Genomic DNA, 22,764 nt, shown 5'->3' on the forward strand with positions numbered 1-22,764 from the left:
GGCACGCAGAAGGGAGGTGGTCCAAACAATGGTTGATCATTCTTGGGCTAGCGAGGTGGCTGTCCGCTAGGACTCGTCCATCTGGACCTTCCGTCTGGATGTCGGACGACGTCCTGGCGAATCCTCAACAGACACCGGAACCCCGGGCAGCCGGCGGCCGTGGACGACTTCCGTCCCGGTCATGGTCCAGCCGGCCCGCCTCGTCAGGAGGCGGAGCGCGCCCGGGGTTCTTTCTTTTCCCTTCCGTTCGTCGAAGTTCTATTCGTCGAAGTCGCCGACCCGCTTGAGCTCCGCCGAGGCGTGCGACTGCAGCGGGTGCCCCATCGCCGCCATGTCGTAGGCGTACATGAGGTTGCCGTCGACCAGGCCGTAGAGCCGGTGGCCCGCGTTGTACTCCTTGGCCGTCGTGGTCCGGGCGACCACGTCCGTGCGCAGCTCGATCTTGTGGAAGACGACCTCCCCCACGTAGATCTCGACGATGCCGGTCGGGTGCGCGAGGCAGACCTCGATATGGCGCTCGGGCTGGATCCGCCAGAAACCCGTCTCCGTGGACAGAGGCCGGACCTTGTTGCCCTCGGCGTCGAGCAGCCACGTGCGGCTCTCATAGGTCAGGAACGGCTTCCCGTTGTGCCCGAAGACGATCTCCTGGCCGAAGTTGGCGCTCTCCATGGTGGGATAGCCGATCACCCCGGCCCCCTCCCAGCGGCCCAGGAGGAAGGCGATCGGCTCGAGGTCGGGATGTACGTCCATGGAAACGAGCTTAGAGGCGCGCGAGCGGCCTCTCGCACCACGCGCGGCATGCACGGATTGCCCAACTTGTACGGTACGCGGCGCCGCGCCTGCGACCCCGGCGGACTAGGCTGCCAGCATGGCACGATCACTGGTCATCAAGGTGACGGCGGGGGCGGACGCCCCGGAGCGTTGCAACCAGGCGTTCACGGTCGCGGCGGCCGCGCTGGCGAGCGGTGTCCCGGTCTCGCTGTGGCTGACCGGCGAATCCTCCTGGTTCGCGCTGCCGGGACGGGCCAAGGAGTTCACCCTGTCCGAGGCCGCGCCGCTGGAGGACATGCTCGACGCCGTGCTCGCCGCGGGCAGGGTCACGCTGTGCACCCAGTGCGCCGCCCGCAGGGACATCACCGTGGACGACGTGATCGACGGCGTGCGCATCGCCGGGGCCTCCACGTTCGTCGAGGAGGCCCTGGGCGAGGGCGTGCAGGCGCTGATCTACTGACCGGCCGGCATCTGCTGAGTGGCCAAGACCTGCTGACTGATCAGCTCGGCAGCACCGCGCGCAGGCGTTCGTCGCGCAGCGCCTGATACCAGCTGTCGTCGATCGGGGGCAGCGGCCCGGTCACCCAGCTCAGCAGCAGGTCGGCCAGCGCGGGGTTGCGGGCGAGCGCCGGCCCGTGCAGGTAGGTGCCGATGACCCGTCCGGCGTAGCAGCCCTCGGTGCCGTCGCCGTTGCCGGTGCCGACGAGGGTCCGCGACAGCGGGCGCACGCCGGGGCCGAGCCTGGTCACGCCCATGTGGTTCTCGAACCCGGTCAGCGTGGGCAGCCCCAGGGCGGGGTCCACCTCGGCGGCCAGCTCGCCGACGGCGCGCCGCTCACCCCGCCCCGAGCTGATGTCCAGCAGGCCGACGCCGGGCACCGGCTGTCCTTCCTCGCCGCCGAACACCGTGCCCATGATCTGGTAGCCGGCGCAGACCGCCAGCAGGGCCGCGCCGCGCTGGATCGCTGCGTGCAGGCCGCCGTCGCGGCGCAGCCGCTCGGCTCCGAGGATCTGCGGCCGGTCCTCGCCGCCGCCGATCAGGTAGACGTCGCCCTGCTGCGGCACGGGATCGGATGAGCGCACGTGGAGGGTCCTGGTCGGGATGCCCCGGGCCCGGGCCCGCTGCTCCAGCACCAGGACGTTGCCCTGGTCTCCGTACGTGCTGAGAAGGTCGGGATAGATCCAGACGATGGACAATTCAGACTGCACGGCCGAACTCCGCTCGGATCTGCTGGAACGCGGTGTAGTTGGCGATCACGTCGATCTTGCCGGGCGCGAGGAGGCCCACCGCCTGCTCGAACGAGTCGCAGAGCTGGAAGGGAACCCCGGCCACGGCCAGCCGCAGCGCGAGGTCGAGGCGGCGCTCGCCGGTGACGAGGACGGGCCTGCCGCGCAGGATGCGGTAGTCGACGTCCCACAGCCAGGAGGTGTCGCGGCCGTCCGGACCCTGCGCGTTGACCGACAGGATGATCGGCAGCGCCGGGTCGGCGACGTCGAACGCCTCCAGCCAGCCGGCCGGGTTCTTGGCCAGCAGCAGCCGCAGCGACCGGCCGTCCCGCTCGACGGTCGTGTAACGCCCGGCGACAGAGGTCACCGCACGCAGCCGGGGCAGCGCCCGGCCGGGGTCGAGGCCGAGCGTCGCGGCGACCGCCAGCGCGACGGCGGCGTTCGCCCGGTTGGCCTGGCCGGGAAGCTGGAGGTCCAGGCGCCAGTGCTGACCCCGGGGGTCGGTCACGTACTCCCCGTCGAGCACCCAGCCGGGCTGGGGCCGGCGGAAGGCGCACTCACGGCACGCCCAGTTCGTGTCGGCCATCTGGGCCGGGGTGAGACTCTGACCGCCGTTGCCGAACCCGGCGCGGTCGAGCGGGCCGCCGCACTCCGGGCAGCACCAGGAGTCCTCGCGCCAGCGCTGCCCCGCCGCCACCCAGGTGACCCCGGCCGCGGCGGACGCGGCCCAGGTGACCAGCGGGTCGTCGCAGTTGGCGATCACGTGGACGGGTCGGCCGGCGAGCGCGCGGCGCCACTTCTGGGCCAGCAGCCAGATCTCGGCCGCCCGGTCCATCTGGTCGCGGCTCAGGTTCATGAGGCAGACGATGCCGGCGTTGGTCGTGTCGAGGACCTCGGGAAGGTACTTCTCGTCGACCTCCAGCACGCCGTACGGCGCGTCCTTGTTGGAGGCGAGCGCCGACACGTGCCCGGCGGGCATGTTGGCGCCGAACGCGTTCGTCGCCACGTCGCCGAGCTCCTGCAGCGCCGAGGTGATGAGACGCGTCGTCGTGGTCTTGCCGTTCGTGGCGCTGACCAGGACGAGCTTGCGGTCGGCCGCGAGCTTGCGCAGCAGGTCGGGCTCCAGCATGAGGCCGACCCTGCCGCCGATCACCGAGCCGTCGCCACGCCCGGTGGCCCTGGACAGCGTCGCGGCCGTGCGGCCCAGGGCGCTGGCGAGCTGCGCCCGCAACGGAAGCTGACTCATGCCGCGATCCTAGTCGGCTACGCGGATGTCACGATCCGAAGGACAGCTCCGCTGGGGTGTCGCCGTCGAACGGCAGCACGAACCGGCGCGGCCAGGACAGCACGGTCTCCAGCCAGCCCGCGCTCATCGTCTGAGCCACGTACTTGACCCGCTCGCGCGGCTCGACCCCGATCGCGACCGTCGTCACGTCGCGCTGGATGCCCTCGTGCTCGTCGTCGCCCAGGATGACCCGCCAGGCCAGCGCGCGGTTGCGGTCCACCTCCATCGACAGCGGGTGGTGGCGCAGCGCCTTCGCGCGGTGGCCGAGCAACTCGGTGCGCACGCCGACCGCGACCCCGCCCTCGGCCGGCTCGGATCCGTTGACCCCCTGGTGCGGGTACGGCCGGCCGGCGGGGTCGGTGCCGAACAGCGGATACTCCATCGCCGGGGCCGGGCTGCGCAGGTTGGGCGCGGGATGCCCGAACGGGAACAGCCGGTCCACCTCGTGCAGCCAGCGGACCTGCGGGATCACCCAGGCCGCGCCCGGCCGCTCGCCCGCCCGCATCGGCGGCTCGCTCTCCGCGCCGTCCGCCTGACCCGCCGCGAGCAACCCTGCGGCGACCTCGGCGGCCTTCTCCGTGAGCAGCGCCGGGTCGAACCACGTCCGCAGCGACCAGGCGCGGCGCGCGACCGACCGCTCGACCAGCGTTGCCAGCAGGCACTCGCGCCGTTTCGGCGGCAGCTCCGCCCAGATGTCGGCCAGCACGCGCGGCACGCCCGGCAGCGACCGGTTCGTCACGAACGCCAGGACGACCGTGTCGGTCCAGATCCGCAGCCACGCCCACTCCGGTGCCACCGCGAGCAGGTCGGCCTCGCGCAGCTCGACCAGCGTGCACGCCTTCCCCGTACGGCACTCACGCCCGCAGGCGGCCGAGCGGCGCCCGCAGATCGGCGGCACCGGGCCGAGCGTCTCGCGCTCGCGGTCCTCGCCCAGCGGCACCTGGACACGCAGCGGCCGGTCCATGCCGTCGGCGAACACCGCGGCGAAGCCCGGCTGGAGCGACACCACCTGGCGCGACTGGTCCTCGCTCAGGTTCATCGCCGCGCCGACGAGCGCGCGGTCGTCCTCGGCCGGGAGCCGGTGCACGACCTTGAGCGCGGTGTTCTTCACCACGTCGGAGACGAGCTTGGTGGGGATCTGCTCGGCCACGATGATGCCCTCGCCGTACGCCCGGATCTCGGCGAGCATCCCGGCCAGCAGCTCGACGGCGTGGGTGGAGGCCCGCTGGGAGCCCCGGTCGCGCAGCAGCCGGTGGGCCTCCTCGATGACGATGACGTGCCGCAGGCCGCCGACGCCGTCCTCGGCCCGTGGTTCGGAGCGCGGTTCCGAGCGGGCGCGCATCCGCAGGTGCTCGACGATGCGGATGATGAGCGTGCCCATGAGGAACGCCTTGTCCTCGTCGTTGGCCACGTCCTCGATGGCGAGCACCACGTTGCGCTGGAGCAGACCGCCGATGTCGGCCGGGTGGCCGCCCTCGAAGAACCGGCCCGCGCTGCCGACGCGCAGGCTGCGCAGGCGCAGGCTGATGAAGCCCTCGACGTCGGCCTGGACCTCGTTGCCGTACCCGATCTCCTGGATGACCTCGAGGGCGTGCTGCTGGAGCTGCTCCAGGGTCGGTACGGCCGGCTGCACGGCGGCCCCCGGGATGCCGCCGCCGGTGACGACGTCCCAGCCGTTGGCCTCGTAGACGCGCTGCAGCGCCAGCGACATGATCTGCGGGAACGGCTCCTCGGCGTCGAAGGCCGCCATGAACAGCGCCCTGACCATGTCGATGTGGGCCTGCACGGGATAGCCGGGCTCGGGCGCGAGCGGGTTGACGCTGATCGGCACGTTGTCGGGCGCCGAGGGGTTGATGACGGTCAGCGGGGCCAGGTGCTCGACCCGGCCGGCCATCGCGGCGTACTCCGACTTGGCCGGCTCGATCGCCAGCCACGGGATGCCCGCCTTGGTGAGCTGCTCCAGCAGGTGACGTACGGTCTGCGACTTGCCCGAGCCGGTGGCGCCGGTGACGAAGGCGTGACGGTTCAGCGTGGCCAGCGGCACCCGGAACGTTCCGACGGCGCGGTCCTGCCCGTCGACGATCGCGCCGAGGTCCACGGTCTCCGCCGAGCCCTCGACCTCGGCCTCGCTCGTCACGTCGAAGAAGCCCGCGTCGAGCACCCGCACCCCCGGCACCTCACGGCGCGGCAGCCCGGCGAGCGCGGCGAGCGCCCCGGCCGTCGCCGCGAACGGCGCCGCCGCGCCGTCGGCCGAGTCCTGCAGGTTGACGGTCAGCGCCTCGCCGAAGCCGTACACGGACTCGCAGGTGCCGTCGCCGGTAAGGGCGGGCAGCGACATCGCGCTGCGCAAGCGGTAGGGGTGGTGGCTCATCTCCACCGAGCCGACCAGCACCGGAGCGATCTGGCGCAGTTCGTCGGGGCCGGCCGCGCCGGCGAGCACCCGGACGTTCCACAGCCCGGCCTCGCGGAAGGCGTCCAGCTCCTGCATCCTGCGCTCGGCCCGCTCCGCGTCGAACCGCGACCGCTCCGAGGCGTCGCCGTACTGGCGCAGCACGTTGAGCTGGGTGCGCAGATGGGCCACCTCGGCGTCGAGCAGGTCGGTCGGCTCGGCGACCACCACCCACGCGAACGGCCGGGACATGAGGGTGACCAGCGTCGACTCGAACAGCGTGGGCCGCTTGGGCTCGTCGGGCTCCGGCTCGCGCCGTCCGTAGAGCGGCGGGGCCTGGCGTCCGGGGCACGGCGTCCAGACGAGGTCGGCGAGGTCGGCCAGCCACTCGTCGCCGATCTCCACGCCGCGCGCGCCGCCGGGGAACAGCAGCGGCTGCGGACCGGTGACCGGCGGCTCGGGAGCCGCCGCCGCGCGCCGCGGCGGCTTGGGCGGCGTGAGCGGCCCCGCGTTGGTGATGAGCTCCAGCGGCGCACCCGAACCCCGCGACAGCCAGCCGATGACGAACGGCCGGTTGCGCTGCGCGGCGGACAGGACCGCGGGGAGCACCGTGACGAAGTCCCACTCCGCGGACGAACTACGCGATGGGGCGGTGATCGCCTGAATCCGGTACCACGGCCCGCTCAGGGGAAACGGCTGCATCAGACCCCTCAGGTGACGACGAACAGGGGAGAGACTCCTTCAACGATCACGCCCGCACACCCCGGTTGACGATGCCCTTACCGACAGCGGACGGTGTCATGGGCGCGTACGACGTTTCGGGAGCGGTCATGGCCGCTTGCGCCAGTCGAGGCGGGGCGGCGGCGGGCCGAGGTTCGGGGGCACGTCGGGCAGTGCGGACTCCTCCAGCTCGGGCTCGGGCTCCGGGGGCGCCAGGGCGGCCCGCCGGATCTCCTCGAACTCCCCCAGCGTCGTCTTGGGGAAGGTGAGTATCGCCGGGTTCGCGTCCGCGAGGCGCACCTGGCGTCCCTCCGCCGTCGAGTAGGTGACGATCACGGAGGTCGTGGGGAGCTGCTGGAGCTGGTGCGGCTCGACCAGGAACTCCCGCGACCGCTGCAGGACCCCGTCGGCGACCGTGGGCGCGCGCCGTCCCCACTCGGTCGACTCGGTGATGTCCTCCCGCAGGTCGCCCTCGCTCTTCTCCTCCCCCTCCGTACGGCTCTCGCCGACCGTGGAGGTGTAGAAGCCGCTCGGGCCGTTGACCGCCGAGCTGAACGTCTCGGTGAGCTGGGCGAGCTCCAGGCGGTGCTCGGTGCCGACGTGCTCGCTGGCCACCCGGGCGTCCTCGGCGTTGCCCAGGCGCATGAACGCGACCGCCGCGTGTCCCCGGCCGAGCCGCTCCCGTACGGTCGGGGTGAGGCTGCGGTAGGTCAGCACGAGCCCGGTGCGCGAGGTCTCGCAGGCGTCCATGAGCCGGTCGAGCACGTCGCCGCGCAGCTTGTCCGCGCCCGCCACGATGATCGTGTGGTACCAGGGCCGCTCGCTGGCCGGCGACTGGCGCAGGATGTGCGTGAGCGCGGTCGCGACGTAGGTCCCGAGCACCCGGTTGCCGAAGACCCCCGCCTGCCGGTCCATGCTGACGACCCGCAGCCGCGCGGGCGGCAGCCGTACGGCCTCAGAGCCCAGCGTCTCCAGTTTGCGCAGCTGGGATTCCAGCGCCCAGGCCCGCTCGATGACCACCCGGTCGGCCACGCCCCGGCCGAACAGCGTGCCGATGCGTTCGAGCTGCGACGCCGTGAGCAGGCCGCACCTCATGTCGTCGCGCGGGTCGCCCACCTGTGCGAGCGCCCGCAGGGCGGCGGTGACCTGGCTGATCGTCGCGTTCTCGCCGAGGACCTCCAGCACGCGCTCCAGGATCGCGTTGTCGAACCCGATGTCCCTGCTGGTCTCCTCGCTGACGCTCACCACGTGGGCGAGCACGTCGGCGAACGCCTCCGGCTTGAGCGTCGCGCCCAGGTCGAGCCGGGGCAGGTCCACCGGGAGCACCCAGACGAGCGGGTCGTCCCCGCCCCGGCGCGCCAGCTCGATCAGGTCCTTGGCGATCGCGCCCTCCGACAGGTCGAGCACGGTCAGGTGGCCGCCGCTGTAGAGCCGGGTCGCGCCGATCAACGTGACCAGCGCCGACCAGCCGGTCAGCGTGCCCCCGGCCACGTCGACCCGGTCGATGTCGTCGGGCACCGCCACGGCATACCAGTTGATCTGCCTGTCGAAGCGGTTCTTCTTCTCGGCCCAGTCGCGGTATTTCGCGGCGTGCTCCTCCTGGGCCGTGACGATCTCCCGCTGGCGCCGCTCCTGCTCGCGCAGCGCCTTGCGGCGGCGCTCGTCGAGCCGCTCGTTGACCGTACGGTCCCCCTGCCGGATGGCGTAGGTGCAGATGGCGGCCACACCGCCCGCGGCGACCAGGCCGAGCGCCACGAACGACCAGGTGAGCAGGCCGGTCACGCCGAGGACGAGGATCCCCGCGGCCACCACTGCCATGAACGTACGGAAGATCCGGACCGGGCGGTTGAGCAGGTCCTTCTGGAGCCGCTCCCGGTGGATCCACTCGGTGTCCACCGGAGGCTCGGTGACGTCCTCCCTGGCCGGTCGCTTCGGCGGCGGCCCTGGATCCGGGTACAGCAGCGCGTACTGCCAGCCCAGGTAGATCCGGTCCGCCTGCAACTGGGCATGCTCGGGGTGCGGGTCGCCCACGGGCCCTCCATGTCCGCCTCGGTCACAGCGTAGGAGCTGGAAGCCCTGTCAGGGCGGGCTTCTCGCCATTCGGACGTATTTCCGCGCGGGGGGCCGAACCATTGCGACCAATGGGGCAAGTGTGGTCGTACTACCATCGCTTGCCATGACGTCATCCCCGAATGGCGCCCGCCGACGACGCCCGGTCCTCGTCCCGGTCGCCCTCGCGCTGGCCGTGGTGGGCGTCGGCGTCACCGCCGCCTTCGGCGGCTTCACCGAGGCTCAGGAGAAGCCGCCGCCCACGGTCTCGCCCGGGGACACGATCGACCAGGGGCAGTTCCGCACCCAGTTCATCAAGGCGATCGACACCACCGAGAAGGGCGACTTCGGCGATACCAAGCGCTACCTGGAGCTCGTCCTCAAGGTCACCAACATGGGCGAGAACACCGCCTCGGTCGGCCTCATGCCCGAGCCGGGTAAGGGCTTCTCCCGGAGCACGACCTTCGCCAGCTCCCTGCTGCGGACCCGTCCGGAGATCAAGACCAAGTACGGTCCCAAGATCTCCGTGCTCAGTCTGGGCATCGAAAGCCAGCAACTGCATCCCGGAATCACCACCACGGTCGTGGTGAAGTACGACCTCGAGCCCACCGCGACCGCACCCCCGGAGATCAGCCTCGACGTGGGCTCGTTCGTGTACGAGGAGCTCGGCCTGCGCGACCAGACCCATGACTGGTGGCTCTCGGGCGAGCTCAAGGACGACAAGGGCTCCTTCGAGCCTGAGGTGGCCGCGCGGATCACCCTTCCCGTACGGAAGGAGAGCAGCTGATGACGCTCACCCAGGCGGACAGCCGTACGGCCCGTCGTGCCGCGAGCCGCAGGCCGCCCCGGCGCGGGCTGATGCGGCGTGTCGCCGCAGGGGTGGCCGGGATCGCGCTCGCGGCGGCGGCGGTCTACGTGCAGCAGAACTTCACGATGTCCTACGAACAGCGCACCTCGTTCCTGACCTACAAGGGCCGGATCGGCGAGATAGTGGAGACCAACCGCTTCGCGGTGAAAGTCACGTCGGTAAGCGCGGCCCGCGCCGTGGACACCGTGGACTTCTCCAACAAGGTGACCAAAGTCGAGACGAGCAACCTCTTCCTCCTGATCGAGGTCTCCGCCACCACCGCCCGTGCGCCAGTGCGACTGCGCCCCTCCGCGCCTCCGACGCTGCTGACCGAGGACGGCCGCCGGTACCGGCCGACGGACAAGGTGAGCGACTCCCTGACGCTGTTCAACAAGTGGCTGCAGCCAGGGTTCTGGTCGAGCGGAGTGCTCGTCTACGAGGTGCCGGAGGATGCCGTGCCGGGAGCTCGCCTGGTCTTCAATCCGGACACGGGCGGGGGTCTCGTGGACGGCCGCTCTCCCGAGGCGGAGATCGACCTTGGGCTGTCCGGCAGCGCCGCCACACACTTGATCTCGCAGGCGGAGGAGTACCACTCACTGGTGAGCAAGAGCGGATGACCGAGACGCCCATGGACGGAACCCCTCCGAGGAACGGCCCGGACTCCCGGGACTGGTTCGCTCCCCCGGCCGAGCAGCCCTCCGACATCACCTACAGCGGAGCCCTTCCCCGGCCCATGCCGACGGCGCCGCCCTCCGTGCCCATCCCCGGCAGGCTGAAGCCGCCGACGGACCTGCGAGTGTGGCCCCCCTTGGAGCCCGAGGGGGAGGACAGGTCCACCCAGCCCTTCCCAGCCCTCCGGGCGAACCGGACACTTCCGCCGCCGCCCACGGCGCCCGCGCCGGTGGCGCCCCCTTCCCCTGAGCCTTCCGGAGAGCCGGCCGCCACGCCGCCCACACGGACCAGGCGAACCGGCCTCCTTGTCGGGAGCACCGTGCTCTCCGCCGTACTCGCCGTCGCCGTCCCCTCCTGGTTCGGCTATCGCGCCTACGACATCTTGCAGCCGCACTACGTCGTCCACGTCGTCCCGGCGGGGCAGGCAGGCGTGTGGCAGCACGTGTCGTGGCGCGTGAGCGTCGAGAAGGTCAACGACCCCACCGGCAAGCCGGAGCGATCCGACCGACAGTGGTTGAAGATCGTGGCGACCAGGACCGCGCTCGACGCCGAAGGCGCCATCCGTCACGGAGCGCCGGTGGAGGTCAAGCTCACCGACCGCGCCGGGCGCACATGGCAGTTGGAGAAGCTGAACGACGAGACGCCCTTCGACGTGAAGGAGAACAAGGTCGGCACGCCGTACCGGCTGGAGATGATGGGCGTGGTTCCGCGCTCCGCGGCCGACGAAGTCGAGGTCATCCTGCGGCCGAGCACTTATCGGGACGTGCCCGGCCAGTCCACCGAGGACTTCTTGAAGGACGCCTTCAACTCGACGGAGAAGGACGATCAGGTTCTGAGGTTTCGCCGGTGAGGGGCGCCCGGCCCTCCAGCCGGGAACGGGTCGCCGCCAGGTCGAAGGTGGCGGCGACCAGGCACATTGTCACCGCTGTGACGACGAGGTCCTTCACATAACCGACCGGCTCGACTGTCACCAACCAGAAGTACGGGGTGTCGCTCGCCAGCAGGTAGTCTCCCGCCCTGCCCAGGTAGTCGCCACCGATGCCAAGGCCCACGTAGCACAGCGCGAACAGCCCGAACAGGGGGGCTCCTCCGCGCACGGTGAGCCGCAGGGAGTTGAGCAGCGGGATCCACCGAGAGGTCCAGCCGGCGCTCAACTTCGCGAGGGCGAGACGCGTCCAGTTGTGGGTGCGCTCCAGGTGTTCCGCCGCCTGTTCCAGGCGGGTTCCCCTGATCGTGGTCCGGGTGTCCTCCGCGTACGCGCCGTAAACGAGGATGCCGACGGTCAGCCACGCGAGCGGAACGGCGAGCGCGTCGATCACGTACGGCCAGATCTCGCCGACCAGACCCCAGAACTCCTTCCAGCCCGGCACGCTCGCTTCCGCCGTGGCGGCGAAGTCGTGCCAGGCGGCGACCGCGGTCCGTCCGCCGATCCAGTCGGAGCGTGCCCCCACGGCGGCCGCCAGGGCGTTGAGCCCGTAGAACGCGAACGCGAGCTCGGCGAACGTCGCCATGATCCCGGAGAAGCGTCCGTTGCCGGCCTCGTGACGCCGGCCGAAGTACAGCTTGGCCAGGTACGCGACGGCCATCGTCACCAGGGACACCTTCGGATCCAGGCTGATGAGCCCCGCCATGACGCCGCTGTGCTCGCCCTTCACCGCATCGTCGAAGAGCTGAGTCGGCGCCCTGAGCAGGTCCATGTTCATGAACGCGCGGACGTCGTCCTTGACGAACCCCCAGGTCGTGTAGATGCCGGCGAAGACGAGCGCGGTCCGGTTGAGCGCGTTCAGCAGGCTCTCCTTGGCCTCGCCGCCCGCACGCCGGGCCTGGGTCTCCAGCAGCGCCTCGCGGACGACGTACAGCATGCCGACGGTGGTGGCGAGCGACGTCATCACGACCAGTGTGAAGAGGAACATCACCACGACGAGGCGGGCCTGGTACCACGAACCGTGCGAGATGGTCGCGGCCAGCAGGAGCAGCGCCCAGCGCACCAACCGTCCGGCGGAGAACCAGAGAATCAGCGGCAGGGCGCACTTCGCGAGGATCCGCAGGGCGTTCAGCGGCAGCGCGTACGGCGACAGCGTCCAGGAGGCCCGGCGCGGCGCGGCATCCTGGCGAGGGGCGGCAAGTGCGGACGTTCCGGACACCTGCCGCATGCTATCGGCTCCCGCTGGCCTGCACGGCGGATACATTGCCGTCCGCAACTCCCCGCACCACCGAGGACCCATCGGTAGCCGACTACCTCATGCACTGGCTGGACCACGTCGCCGTCCATCCGCGAAGACGACCTGGCCCGCAACGTCCAGGTCAGCGCCGGACACCGCCAGCGCATCGAACCCCTCACCGTCGCCGAAGCCCGCCGCCTACCGGAAACGGCGCGAGACTCCCAGTCGCACGCCCTGGCAATTCGAAATAGAGGCTACTCGTAATAGCCGGGCCGAGCAACAAGAACGGATTCAAAGAATCGCGCAACCCCCAATTCCCCTTCTATATCGTCCCCACCTTCCCGATTAAATCCCAGGGTAAGCCGTGGGCAGTTCGGATAGAAGGGATCGGATTCATCAACCTCGATCCCCCGGTCACGAAAAGAGCGAATAACATCGTTCGCAGGCAAAGCAAAGATGTCCATATCGCCATAAAGTACACGAACAGCTTCCCCCTGACACTTGGATGGAATCGGCTTCCACACCTCGATAGCAGAAACTGTTCCGTCGTCACCAATGTGAGCGAAGATATCTCGAGTAAGACCCTCATCCCGAACTCTCAGCCGGGGCGCCTCACCAGGGGCAGCGAACACATCCTCTGGGCTACCCCAGAGAGTCATGACGTTGCGGGCCTCGTCGATCGACATGCCGATGAGCAGGGGCGGAACGCCCTCTGGCGGCTGGAGCCTAATGATCACCATGCACCTCCAGAGGGCAATCTACCGTAACGCGCCCCGTCAGCAACCTGACGTGTAGTCTCGCCACGCCTTATTTGAGTCCAGACTGTCGTACATCTCCTGGATGGCGTCGTCATACTTGCTCCCGTAGCGGGAGCGGATATCATCCACATCCATCTGCATCGCACCCAGAATGTCTCCGGAGTCGATCAGATCTTTTTGTGCCTGGCGCCAACGTTTAGCCGCATTGCTACTCCCGGTGGAATTGACCGCCCGATGGTCGGCCTTGTCCATTCGAATTGCAGAGCCCATGTGATGCGAGAAGGGGCTTACCGAATGCGGCGGGATATGATTGATTTCTTTGCCATCACCAGCAGGCTGCAAACTTCCGTACCATCCACCATTTCTCGGATCGTCGTTATGGACGAGGATCGCCTGGTCGCCTGCGACCACATGGTAGGTATGGAGATCGTCGACCGTGAGGTTGAAGACGCGCTGGTGAGCAGTCCATCTTTCGATGGCTGTGATCTGGATGTAGGTTCCGGCACTGGTCCGGAGCCACGTCCCCGGCTTCAGTTCGCCGGCCCTGACCCACGTGCGCAGGTCTGGGATCCAGAACGGGTGCCCATCAGTCGCGGTGATCGACTCCGTGGCCTGGCCTCGATCGCCGTCGATGTCCACCGTAACCTTGACCAGGTTCTTGGTCCCATCGCCCGCGATCAGCGTGGTGACAGGCTTGGCCTCGGTCGCCCCACTGGTCGGGTCCGCCGCGAGTACCAGGTCGCCGACCTTGATGTCCTCAATCGGCTTATGGGAGCCGTCGGCCATGAGGACCTTGGTTCCGGCCGGAAAACTGTTGGGGAAACAGCCGCCGCCACCCATACCGGGCGAGTCCTGGGGCAGGTCCGGGGCGACGTCATCAATAAGGTCGTCGACGATGTCGTCGACATTATCCTCGATTCTGTCCTCGACGAGGTCGCGGCTGCAGTTCCGGAGGCTGCGGCAGGACTGCCCGGAGGAGATATCCGTATTCGCGCCACCGTTGCCCCGACTGCCGGTGTCCCGACTGCCGGTGTCGATGTCCACCACGACGGGGCCGCTCGACTTCGTGTTGCTGTTGCTGCTCGTGGACTTCTTTGTGGACTTGGACGTCTTGCTGGAGCTCGAAGAGCTCCCTTTGCCCTTGCTCGGCTTCGAGCCCTTGCCCGACTTCGAGCCGTTACTCGACTTCGAGCCCTTGCTCGGCTTCGAGCCGTTACTCGACTTCGAGCCCCCGCTCGACTTGGAACCCTGACTCGACCTCGAGCCGCCGCCCGATGCCTTACCTCTACTCGAGGGCTTATTGGTGGTCGGAGTCCTTGGCTTGTTCTTGCTCTTCGAGGCCTTTTTACTATTTGAGGTGTTACTACTGCTCGGCTGTTTCTTGCCCTTCGTCTTATCACTCGTCGGCGAATTCTTACGCTGCGAAGGGTGCCCCCCTTTAGCCGTGGACAAGCCGTAATTCGAGGACTTGCCACCAGCCGTGGGGTGTCCCCCCCTCGCCCTCGTTCCAGACGCTCCGTTCTTGCCGGAGGTGCTCCCTCCGGAGCTGCCCTTCCCAGCAGAGGAGTTCTTGCCCTTCTTCCCCTTGTTGGTGCTTCCGCCCCCGCCGCCGCCTCCACCTCCCGCGGATCCCGACCCACATCCACCACCCCAAACGGCACAGGCGCGCTTATCGGCTGCCACGATGTTGTCCAGGGCGCGACATGCCACCTGGTTACCAGACGCGCAAAGCTGCGACATGGCGGGGTAGTTGTATGTGATGTCCTGGCTGTGCCCCGTCGGGTCGGTGTTGCCCAGCGGGTCGCCTTCGCCGTAGCCATATCGATTGAGCCTGGTGGACGGGTTCGGCTGCAGGTTCCACGTGTCGCGGGAGGCGAAGCTACCGGTGCCGGGGACGTACCAGCGGGCGTGCATGTTGACTTTTCCGGTGTCGGGGTCGGTCCACTCGCTCTGGTAGCCGACCGAGCGCCTCGTTCCGGACTGCGCGACGACTTCACCGAAAGGGCTGTACGAGGTGGAGTCGATGAGGGCGCTGCCGTCGTAGGTGGCGACCACGTCAGTGTGTATGTCGGTCATGACCCCCAGGGCGGGGCCGGCGCCCTCCTTCAGGCTGAGGAGATCACCAGACGGGTCGCGACCGTACCTCGCCTGTACGACCCCGGATCCGTCGGTGACAGTCGCGATGTCATTGGTGAGTCCGGAGAAGACGAACCTCTGCTCCGCGCCGGACTTGGTCCGCGACACCATGCGCCCAAGGGCGTCGTAAGAGTACGTGGCGTCTCCGTCGCTCACCATCTGGTCGAAGGCATCGAAGACGAGGTTCCGGGTGGCGCCGGACTTGGTCTCAGTAGCCAGGGTGCCGCGGGGCGTGTAGGTGTAGGTGGTTCCGTCACCGGACAGCAGCCGATTGCGCTCGTCATAGGTGTACGTCTTGCCACTGGCCTGGATGCGATTGCCCGAGGCGTCCCAGACATATGTGGTGGTGTTGCCGTCCGGCGCCTTCCACGAGGTCAGCCGGCCGAGGTGGTCGTAGCCGTAGGTGTTGGTTCCGGCTCCGGCCGTGCCCGTGGTCGTCTTGGAGATGAGGTTGTCGTCTTTGTCCCAGCCGTAGTTGATCTTTGCGATCTGGGTGCCCCCGCCGCTCTTCAGCGTGTGGGCGATCAGCCGGTCGAGCATGTCGTAGTCGAACGCCTGACTGCCCCCGGGGTTGGCCGAGGTGAGCGAGGTCAGGTTGTCGTTCTTGTCGTATCCGTACGTGAAGCTCCTACCCGAGACCGGATCGGCGGCGGTCGCCAACCGGTCTCCGTTGTCCCAGGTGAAGTTCGCTGTGCCGGAGGTATCCACCCGCTGGAGAGGGTTTCCGAGAGCGTCGTAGCTGAAGGCCGCGATCTGGGTGGAGGAGCGGGTAACCGTGGTGAGGAGGCTGCGGTCGTTGTAGGCCAGCGTGTAGTCGCCGATGGAGGTCATCCGCCCGGCAAGGTCGTAGCCATATGTGCGCTCCGGAGTGGGGACTTGGGCGCCTGAGCCGGTTTCCTTGGCCAGCCGGCCGAGGTGGTCATAGGTCCTGTCGATCCGGACCCCGCCCGGCTGCAGTTCGGCGATCCCATTGCCTGCGGCATCGTAGACACTGGTCCAGGTCCGGTCTGAGGCGTTCGGATAGGCCGTTGTCGAGGGTTCGATCAGCGACTCGGCCAAACCGAGGCTGTTGTACGCGGTCAGAACCGAATTGCCGCGGCCGTCGGTGCTACGGGTGCGCAGTCCGGTCGCATCGTAGCCGAATGTCGTGGTGATCGACTCACTGCCCGACACCGGCTCGATCAGCTTGGTCAGCATGCCGGTGGCGTCGAACTCCATGCGGGTGACATGGCCCTCCGCGGAGGTGACGCTGGTCCGGTTCCCTGCGGGGTCGTAGCCGAATGCCGCCGTACGCAGGGTCGACCCGGTGTCATCGAGATCCTTTGCCTCGATCTGCCGACCGGCAAGGTCGAAAACGGTGGCCGTTGCATTGCCACGCGGATTGGTCACCTTGATCGTGCGGCCGGCGAGGTCGTAGTCGTAGCGGGTGGTGTTGTTGTTGGGATCGGTGACCGAGGTAATTTCGCCGGCGGCATTAGGCACATAGTTAGTCGTCCTGACGCCCGGTGCGACGTTCTTGGTGAGGTTGCCCGCGTCGTCGTACTCAAAGGTGGTGGTGTAGGACGCCGTGGACGGCTTGCGTTCGATGACGGTCGAGGTGATCTGGCGCCCGAGGTCGTCGTAGGTCGCCTGACGGCGGGCCCCCGTCGGGTCCGTGGTGGCCAGTTTCTCTCCAATCAGGTCGTACTCACTGACCCACTGGCCCGCTGTCTGGCCGGTCGGCGCGGGATCGGTGACGCGTACGAGGTTGCCGAGCTGGTCGTACTCCGCCTTGGTGGTGTAGCCGCGTGGGTCGGTGTACTGAGTCAGCCGCCCGGCCAGGTCATAGCCGTAGGACCGCTTGGGCGTCAGCGTGCTGCCGCCGGGCTGGGCGTAGGCGGGGTAGGTCACCGACGTGAGACGACCCGCCTTGTCGAAGGCTGCTGTGACGGTGCGGCCTTCGGCGTCTGTCTGGTGGCTCAGCCGCCCCCTGTTGTCGTAGCCGTACCGGCTGGTGGGGCGCGCCGCATTGGCGGCGCCGTTCTTTTCCACCTGGACTTGCGGCGCCTTGACCTCCACCAACCGCCCGGCCATGTCGTAGCGGTAGGTGGTGGTGTAGTCGGCCGGGTCGGCTCCGGAGACGTTGCCCCGGGGGTCGGTGGCCGCGGTCACCAGGCCCCGATCGTCCACCTCCCACGTCCTGATCAGGTCCTCGGTGCCGTTCTTCACCGTCTGACGCGTAAGGATGTCATCGGCGTTGTAGCCGAACTCCCGTACCTCAGTGCGGCTGTCTCCGCTCTTGGACAGGGTCGTCCTGGTGACGTTGTCGTTGGCGTCGTAGACGTAGGTGGTCTTGCGTGCCAGCGTGGACGGGTCAAAGGTCTTCGACGTCAACCGGTCGGCGGCGTCGTAGACCGAGTCGGTGCGTTCCTTTCCTCCGCCGGTGATCTCGGAGGTGACGTTGCCTGCCGCGTCGTAGGTGTAGGACACCAGAATGACGTCCCGGGCGGTGGCCGAGCCGTTCAGCTTTACGTCGTCGCCGATCACCTGGGACAGAAGGTCGTCGCCGTAGTAGGTGTAGCTGGTCTTGCGGCCCATCGCGTCGGTCTGCGAGGCCAGCCGCCCTTCTGGGTCGTAGGCGTAGGAGATCAGCACCTTGTCGGCCGCCGGGGACGGAGAGACGGGGCTGCCCGTCCAGGCCTTGATCGTGGTGGACGCCAGCTCACCCCGGGAGGTGTAGGCATATTCGAACCGAGTGCTCAGTTCGTTGATCAAGCTGGTCTGCGCACCGGTGCGGTCCCACCCGTAGGTGACCTTGCCGCCCTCGGGCCCGGTGACCGTCTCCACGTTTCCGTAGGTGTCGTAGGTGTAGCTGGTCACCCGCTCGGGGTCGCCGCCGGTCAGGTCCGTCGCCGTCTCGGTCAGGGTGTTGCCGTCCGGGTCGTAGCCATAGGTCACCCGGGCCGTATGGCTCACGTCGCTGATCTCGTTCTTCAGGGCCGCACCGGTACGCGTGACCACCCTGCCGACCTGGTCATAGGTGATCGTGGTCGTCACTCCGGCCGGGTTGGCCTGCGAGATCTCGGCGCTCGAGATCTTCCTGCCAAGAGCGTCATAACCATATTTGGTGCGCAGCCCGGAGGGATCGGTGATCTCAGCGACGTCACCGGCCGCCGTGTAGGCGTAGTGGGTGGTGTTGCCCTTGGGGTCGGTCTCGGACTTCACCAGGCCGGCCGGCGTGGTGCCTCCGCCAACGGCGACCTCCGTCCCATCGGTGTAGGCCGTGACCGTCGAACGTCCGGAGGGGAAGTCTGACGTGGCGGGAGTGGTTTCCTTGGATTCCTCGCCGTACCCGGTGTACTCCCAGGTGGTGGCGTAGGTGTTGTCGGTCGGCGACGATGACCTGGCATCCCGGAAGGCGGTCACCTCGTCGTTGCGGGGGTCGAACTTGTCGCCGTTGTTGAGGTAGTAGGAGGAGTACTCGGTCTGGCAGTTGCCCGGTGCCCTGCAGGTCTTCTGCGACAGGACGTTGCCGCGTGCATCATGGGTGAGTTCGAGAATGTTGCCGTTGCGGTCGGTCACCTTCGCCAGGAATCCGCCCGTGTCGTAGTCGTACGACGTCGTCTTGGACAACTGGTCGGTTTCTTTCACCAGTCGGTAGCCGCGCCAGGCGTCGTGGGCGTAGGTCAGCGTGCCGGACTTGGGGTCGGTGACCGTGACCGTCGACATGCCGGTCGTCTTGTCGTAGACGGGCACTCCCAGCGTCCAGGTGCCGCCGTTGTCGTCGGTGTGGGTCTTGATCCGGTCGGTTGCCGCGTCATAGACGTTCTCCGCCCAGACCCGCCCTGACGGCAGCGTGATCTTCGTCAGCTTGCCCGGCTGCGTCGCCCCTCCGGCGAAGTGGGACTGCACCTCAGCGGCGGTGAGCGGCCGGTCGTAGACGGCGATCTCGTCCAGCGAGCCCTTGAAGGGGAACGTGCTCGTCGCTGACGTCGGCGCGGACGGCCACGAACCCGCCCACGAGCCCATCGCCCCGTTGCCGGCTGCCGCGTTCGCCGGCCATGCATCGAACTGATAGCCCGGCTGGGTGCCCACCGCCTGGCGTCCAGATAGAGGGTCTCGCTGGTGCCGTTGACGGTCAGCACAGCGTGATGCCATGCACCGTTGTTGACCGCCGTGCTGGAGGTGATCGGAAGAATCGGAGTCCACGTCTGTTGCCCCGTCTCGGGCCGCTCAAGGAACTGGGCGCGCAGCTTGCCGTCGGTACCGACGTAGATCACCGGCTGGTTCGGCAGGCCGCTGCTGACCGTGCTGGCGGCGGACAGCACCATGCCGTTGGTGGTGGTCTTGAACCACGTCTCGAAGGACAGCTGCGTCGACAGCCGGGCCAACACGTTGCCGGGTAGCTTCACCGACCCCGCCGTCGTGCTCACAGCGGTATCGGTGGTGCCCGCGAGCGCTCCGGCCTGCCCGAGCGTGACACTGCTGTAGGTCGCCACTGCCCCGCCCCAGCCGAGGTCCTTCGCGCTGGTGCCCGAAGTTTCGTTCAGGCGCCAGTACCCGACCGGGTCACTGTCGAGCACTCTCGTCCGGTATTGCGATCCGCTCCCGTAGGCATAGCTGGTGCACTCGGTGGTCGGGGCGCACACCTTCGTCAGATTCTCGCCGGTGTAGGTGTAGTTCCAGGTGAGGGGCGCGCCGTCCACGGGGTCGGTGGACACCGACGCCACCCGCGAGCCGTTCCAGGTGAAGGTGAGCTTGCGACCGCCGACTCCGGTGACGGTGGCCAGTTTGCCGTCCGCGCCGTACGTCAGGTCCTGAGAGCGTCCTCGGTTGTCGGTGACCTTCGTGAGCCGGCCGGAGGCGTTGAAGTGGTACGACGTGGCGGACTTGTCCATCAGCCGCCAGCCGCCCCCGCTGACCGACGCGAGCGTCGCGTACATTCCGGGAGGCGGCTCGTAGACGCCGCCGCTCTTGGAGGCGAACCTCAGCTGCCGCCCGTCGGGATACGTCACCAGCAGCGATGTCCCCGAGTTCTCCGGGACGATCTTCATGTCCCATCGGGAGGTCCATCCCGCACCGAAAATCCCATCCGCGCGGGGGTCCAGGCTGTTGTACCAGCGGACCACAGAGAGCGCAGGACCCACCGTGGCGACCGTCGCGTCCGTCCACTGCGTCGTGTAATTGCCTGCGAGCTGGTGGAACTCCTGCCCGTTCACCCCTGGGATGGCCAGCTGCGAGGTGATCGTGGGTTCACGCACACCGGTGGTGAACGTTCTTACCGGGGACGTCGAGATCTCCGTGCTCACCCGGTTGATCAGATACACCTGCCAGTAGTACTGCTTGTCCCACTGGAGCAGGCCCGACGGCACCTTCCAGGAGTTCTCCATCTGCTGCCCGGACTCCCAGCAGTTGGTGGCCGTCTCCGGGGGTGCGTCGCAGAGCAAGAAGTAGTAGTCCACACCACCGTCGGGAGCCGTCCCGTATCCAATCAGCAGCGGAGTCAGCGTTCCCACCAACGCCTTGTCTGCAGGCGAGCCATCCACGAACACCGGCTCCGTCAACAGCGACGAAGCATCCGCGAGCGAGATGCCGACTTCGCGGCCTCCGGACCGCATGGAAGTGACCACCGAAGAACTACGGGCAAGTGGGGCGCTGGCTGACGGGTTCGTCGCAGGGACGGAAGGGGCGGAACCCTTGGTCTCCGACCATTTACGCGACAGAGGCACAGTGCGCTTTTTGACCTTTTTCGCGATACGGCTGATTGGAGCAGGAGCGACGACCGTCTCACTATCGTCGAACCGCTCCTCTACTGGCAGCGCTCCCTTAGGACGGTCGCCCTTGCCGGCAGGCTTGACGGGCCCCACCTCGTCCGCCTGAGTGACCTCGGGCTGTACCAGATGGGGTAGTCCCGCGGCCGACCCCACCACCTGTACAGGGAGATTGAGCTTGCCTGGGTGAGGGTCGGCGGTAGCGGGGAGCAAGGCCGCCTGCACCAATCCCGGGAAGGCCACGACCAAGATGACCACAATCATTCGCTTGAGCCACCCGGAAGAACCCAGACCGAACCCGCAACGACGCATAACGCCGCCACCTCCCCGCACCGAAGTCACCCGCAGCAGCCGCACGTTCACAGCGAACTTTCAGCATGTTCACAGTGATCTCTAAGCAAACGACCCGAAGCTATACGGTCTTCGCATTCCGTACAACAGTGATCAAGATCACATATCTCCCGCCCCAATCCGCCCTTGACAGAACAAATGGGGCCGATTTCTGCTGGGAGCCATCAACAGCAATGCAGAACAAATACGGCTTGTCGCGAGGAGTGACGGAGGCGCTTGGTTGTCGTGCATGCACGACGGAAGGGTGAGGGAAGCAGCACCCAAAACAGCCCGCTCTGACGCGGCTCGGGCTGAACGCCAAGGAATGGGAAGATCTCCGGGAGACGGTGTGCCTGCTGGAGCTGGGTCCGCCTCGGACGCGTCGCGCGAAGCCCCTGCGGCTCCTGCATCGTGAAGCCAAGGCCGAGGCCGTGGCGCGGCCTCTCCATGTTCTATCGGCAGCGCCCCGGCCCCGCCTCTCGATGCCGATCTCCCTCCGACAGCGGAGGAGTTCGCGGCAGCGAACGCCGCCGAGTGGTGACGTCACCGCCGCGCTTGCGCGGCCAGCTGTAGATCTGCGCCTTCCCTGCCCGATCGGACGGCATCCGGTAGTGGTTCTGACCGTCAATCGGATCGCACGACCGCTCGCCGGGCTCACCGTGGCGCTGATAGGGGGACGGCTGGTCCTCTGAAGACGCCTGTGCCGGTCGGGCCGGACTCCGCGGCTGAAGAAACGTGAACTGCACGGAGCTGCACACCGTGCGGAAGGATCGCATGAGACGGCCCTTAGGGCTGCTCGCTCCCGGCGAAACGGCCGCTATCGCCGAGCGGGTCCAGCTGATCCTCGGTCTGGAACAGCGCGATTCCGCCCGAAGACAGTCTCTTCGCGACCATCTGCTCGTCACGTGACAAGGCCATGATCTCGTCGGTCGCCACGAAGGTCGTCGCAGTCCCCAACAGCCGGAGAACGACCCGTCGCCCACGGGTCGCCGCCTCGCGGAGGTCGGCCGGTTCGCCTGTCACCGTTCGATCGCCTCCCTGACGAGCCTTGCACCGATCAGGCCACGTGAAGCCATGCGCGCAGTGCGCGGCGAATGACTTCGCTGGCACTGGTGTGATCACGCTCGGCCCGTGTGATCAACGCAGAGCGCAACTCGGGATCAAGCCTCACCGGAACCACATCGGCAGGGGCGGAACCCATGGGACGCCGGCCTCCCCGGCGGCGAAGGGTATCCACGTCGTATCCGGCTTCGGCTTCTTCCGCCAGTGCGGCTATGAGCTCGTCCGTGACTGGCACGCCGCTCGAGGTCGGAAGATCCCCGTCCATCCTAGACATGCTCCCTCCTCACTTCCCCTCGCAAGAGGTCCCGGTACTAGCGCCTCATCGGCATCGCATGTATCGCCAACTCCCGGCCGTCATCAAGGCAAAGCACGATCGTTTCCAGTAGGTTTCCCGCACGGTCCGGACCAAGTCGCAGCTCTCGCCGCGGTCCCTCTTCATCCTCGTCAGCAAGGGGGTAGGCAATGAGGAACCCCCTTGTCGCGTGAACGACATCTTCGTAGGCGATGCCGTGCTTGAGCGCGGCCTTGTGCACCTCCATGGTGCCGAACGTAATACGAAACGTTTAGTCACGAAGCGTAAACGGAATATCACCCGCAAGCGAAAGGC

General features: G+C 67.9%; 16 protein-coding genes. 4 read left to right on the top strand and 12 right to left on the bottom strand.

Annotated elements, in window-relative coordinates:
* Positions 1 to 258 precede the first annotated feature (258 nt).
* Complete coding sequence (locus tag ABZ857_RS19740; RefSeq protein WP_357044796.1) at positions 259 to 750, bottom strand: FABP family protein; 492 nt, start codon at positions 748 to 750, stop codon at positions 259 to 261.
* A gap of 118 nt (positions 751 to 868) precedes the next feature.
* Here ABZ857_RS19740 and ABZ857_RS19745 point away from each other — a divergent pair, with 118 nt between their 5' ends.
* Positions 869 to 1,231: a DsrE family protein gene (locus ABZ857_RS19745; protein WP_357044798.1), complete on the top strand. Its 363-nt coding sequence runs from the start codon at positions 869 to 871 to the stop codon at positions 1,229 to 1,231.
* Between the two features lie 40 nt (positions 1,232 to 1,271).
* Here the strand turns inward: ABZ857_RS19745 and ABZ857_RS19750 are convergent, their stop codons facing one another.
* The 4 genes from ABZ857_RS19750 to ABZ857_RS19765 all read right to left on the bottom strand — a co-directional run bounded on the left by ABZ857_RS19750 (position 1,272) and on the right by ABZ857_RS19765 (position 8,422).
* Positions 1,272 to 1,979, bottom strand: coding sequence for a glutamine amidotransferase (locus tag ABZ857_RS19750; RefSeq protein WP_357044800.1), 708 nt, complete (start codon positions 1,977 to 1,979; stop codon positions 1,272 to 1,274).
* A complete protein-coding gene (locus tag ABZ857_RS19755; RefSeq protein WP_357044802.1) occupies positions 1,969 to 3,243 on the bottom strand; it encodes a MurT ligase domain-containing protein in 1,275 nt (424 codons plus the stop codon). Before ABZ857_RS19755 ends, ABZ857_RS19750 begins: the two co-directional genes overlap by 11 nt.
* A gap of 28 nt (positions 3,244 to 3,271) precedes the next feature.
* Complete coding sequence (locus tag ABZ857_RS19760; RefSeq protein ID WP_357044804.1) at positions 3,272 to 6,373, bottom strand: ATP-binding protein; 3,102 nt, start codon at positions 6,371 to 6,373, stop codon at positions 3,272 to 3,274.
* Positions 6,374 to 6,499: 126 nt separating this feature from the next.
* Positions 6,500 to 8,422 carry a hypothetical protein gene (locus ABZ857_RS19765; protein WP_357044806.1) on the bottom strand — a complete coding sequence of 641 codons (1,923 nt, stop codon included), beginning with the start codon at positions 8,420 to 8,422 and terminating at the stop codon, positions 6,500 to 6,502.
* 145 nt (positions 8,423 to 8,567) lie between these two features.
* On the opposite strand from ABZ857_RS19765, the gene ABZ857_RS19770 reads away from it, so the two are divergent.
* The 3 genes from ABZ857_RS19770 (at position 8,568) to ABZ857_RS19780 (ending at position 10,809) form a co-directional block, all read left to right on the top strand.
* Positions 8,568 to 9,227, top strand: coding sequence for a hypothetical protein (locus tag ABZ857_RS19770; protein WP_357044808.1), 660 nt, complete (start codon positions 8,568 to 8,570; stop codon positions 9,225 to 9,227).
* Positions 9,227 to 9,904, top strand: a complete 678-nt coding sequence (locus ABZ857_RS19775) for a DUF4352 domain-containing protein (RefSeq protein ID WP_357044810.1) — start codon at positions 9,227 to 9,229, stop codon at positions 9,902 to 9,904. Before ABZ857_RS19770 ends, ABZ857_RS19775 begins: the two co-directional genes overlap by 1 nt.
* Positions 9,905 to 10,278: 374 nt before the next feature.
* The gene (locus ABZ857_RS19780; RefSeq protein WP_357044812.1) at positions 10,279 to 10,809 is read left to right on the top strand and encodes a hypothetical protein; all 531 of its coding nucleotides are present in this window, start codon (positions 10,279 to 10,281) and stop codon (positions 10,807 to 10,809) included.
* Here the strand turns inward: ABZ857_RS19780 and ABZ857_RS19785 are convergent.
* The 7 genes from ABZ857_RS19785 to ABZ857_RS19815 form a co-directional block, all read right to left on the bottom strand.
* Positions 10,763 to 12,103, bottom strand: coding sequence for a hypothetical protein (locus ABZ857_RS19785; protein WP_357044814.1), 1,341 nt, complete (start codon positions 12,101 to 12,103; stop codon positions 10,763 to 10,765). The genes ABZ857_RS19780 and ABZ857_RS19785 overlap by 47 nt on opposite strands.
* Before the next feature lie 272 nt (positions 12,104 to 12,375).
* The gene (locus tag ABZ857_RS19790; RefSeq protein ID WP_357044816.1) at positions 12,376 to 12,807 is read right to left on the bottom strand and encodes a hypothetical protein; all 432 of its coding nucleotides are present in this window, start codon (positions 12,805 to 12,807) and stop codon (positions 12,376 to 12,378) included.
* Between the two features lie 90 nt (positions 12,808 to 12,897).
* Positions 12,898 to 18,723 (bottom strand): polymorphic toxin-type HINT domain-containing protein, encoded by a 5,826-nt coding sequence (locus ABZ857_RS19795; RefSeq protein WP_357044891.1) that lies wholly within the window; start codon positions 18,721 to 18,723, stop codon positions 12,898 to 12,900.
* A gap of 137 nt (positions 18,724 to 18,860) precedes the next feature.
* Positions 18,861 to 21,122 carry a DUF6531 domain-containing protein gene (locus tag ABZ857_RS19800; RefSeq protein ID WP_357044818.1) on the bottom strand — a complete coding sequence of 754 codons (2,262 nt, stop codon included), beginning with the start codon at positions 21,120 to 21,122 and terminating at the stop codon, positions 18,861 to 18,863.
* 759 nt (positions 21,123 to 21,881) lie between these two features.
* Positions 21,882 to 22,118 (bottom strand): hypothetical protein, encoded by a 237-nt coding sequence (locus ABZ857_RS19805; protein WP_357044820.1) that lies wholly within the window; start codon positions 22,116 to 22,118, stop codon positions 21,882 to 21,884.
* 34 nt (positions 22,119 to 22,152) lie between these two features.
* Complete coding sequence (locus tag ABZ857_RS19810) at positions 22,153 to 22,431, bottom strand: CopG family transcriptional regulator (protein WP_357044821.1); 279 nt, start codon at positions 22,429 to 22,431, stop codon at positions 22,153 to 22,155.
* Between the two features lie 37 nt (positions 22,432 to 22,468).
* Positions 22,469 to 22,696 (bottom strand): hypothetical protein, encoded by a 228-nt coding sequence (locus ABZ857_RS19815; RefSeq protein WP_357044823.1) that lies wholly within the window; start codon positions 22,694 to 22,696, stop codon positions 22,469 to 22,471.
* Positions 22,697 to 22,764 lie beyond the last annotated feature (68 nt).

The sequence above is a fragment of the Microbispora sp. NPDC046933 genome, assembly GCF_040644635.1.
Lineage (GTDB): Bacteria > Actinomycetota > Actinomycetes > Streptosporangiales > Streptosporangiaceae > Microbispora.

What these genes read in the sequence shown, in the direction of transcription:
- ABZ857_RS19740 (WP_357044796.1), bottom strand. Translation starts at nt 750, where the DNA reads ATGGACGTACATCCCGACCTCGAGCCGATCGCCTTCCTCCTGGGCCGC.
- ABZ857_RS19745 (WP_357044798.1), top strand. Translation starts at nt 869, where the DNA reads ATGGCACGATCACTGGTCATCAAGGTGACGGCGGGGGCGGACGCCCCG.
- ABZ857_RS19755 (WP_357044802.1), bottom strand. Translation starts at nt 3,243, where the DNA reads ATGAGTCAGCTTCCGTTGCGGGCGCAGCTCGCCAGCGCCCTGGGCCGC.
- ABZ857_RS19760 (WP_357044804.1), bottom strand. Translation starts at nt 6,373, where the DNA reads ATGCAGCCGTTTCCCCTGAGCGGGCCGTGGTACCGGATTCAGGCGATC.
- ABZ857_RS19770 (WP_357044808.1), top strand. Translation starts at nt 8,568, where the DNA reads ATGACGTCATCCCCGAATGGCGCCCGCCGACGACGCCCGGTCCTCGTC.
- ABZ857_RS19775 (WP_357044810.1), top strand. Translation starts at nt 9,227, where the DNA reads ATGACGCTCACCCAGGCGGACAGCCGTACGGCCCGTCGTGCCGCGAGC.
- ABZ857_RS19790 (WP_357044816.1), bottom strand. Translation starts at nt 12,807, where the DNA reads ATGTCGATCGACGAGGCCCGCAACGTCATGACTCTCTGGGGTAGCCCA.
- ABZ857_RS19795 (WP_357044891.1), bottom strand. Translation starts at nt 18,723, where the DNA reads ATGTCGACGGTCACGGTCACCGACCCCAAGTCCGGCACGCTGACCTAC.
- ABZ857_RS19810 (WP_357044821.1), bottom strand. Translation starts at nt 22,431, where the DNA reads ATGTCTAGGATGGACGGGGATCTTCCGACCTCGAGCGGCGTGCCAGTC.
- ABZ857_RS19815 (WP_357044823.1), bottom strand. Translation starts at nt 22,696, where the DNA reads ATGGAGGTGCACAAGGCCGCGCTCAAGCACGGCATCGCCTACGAAGAT.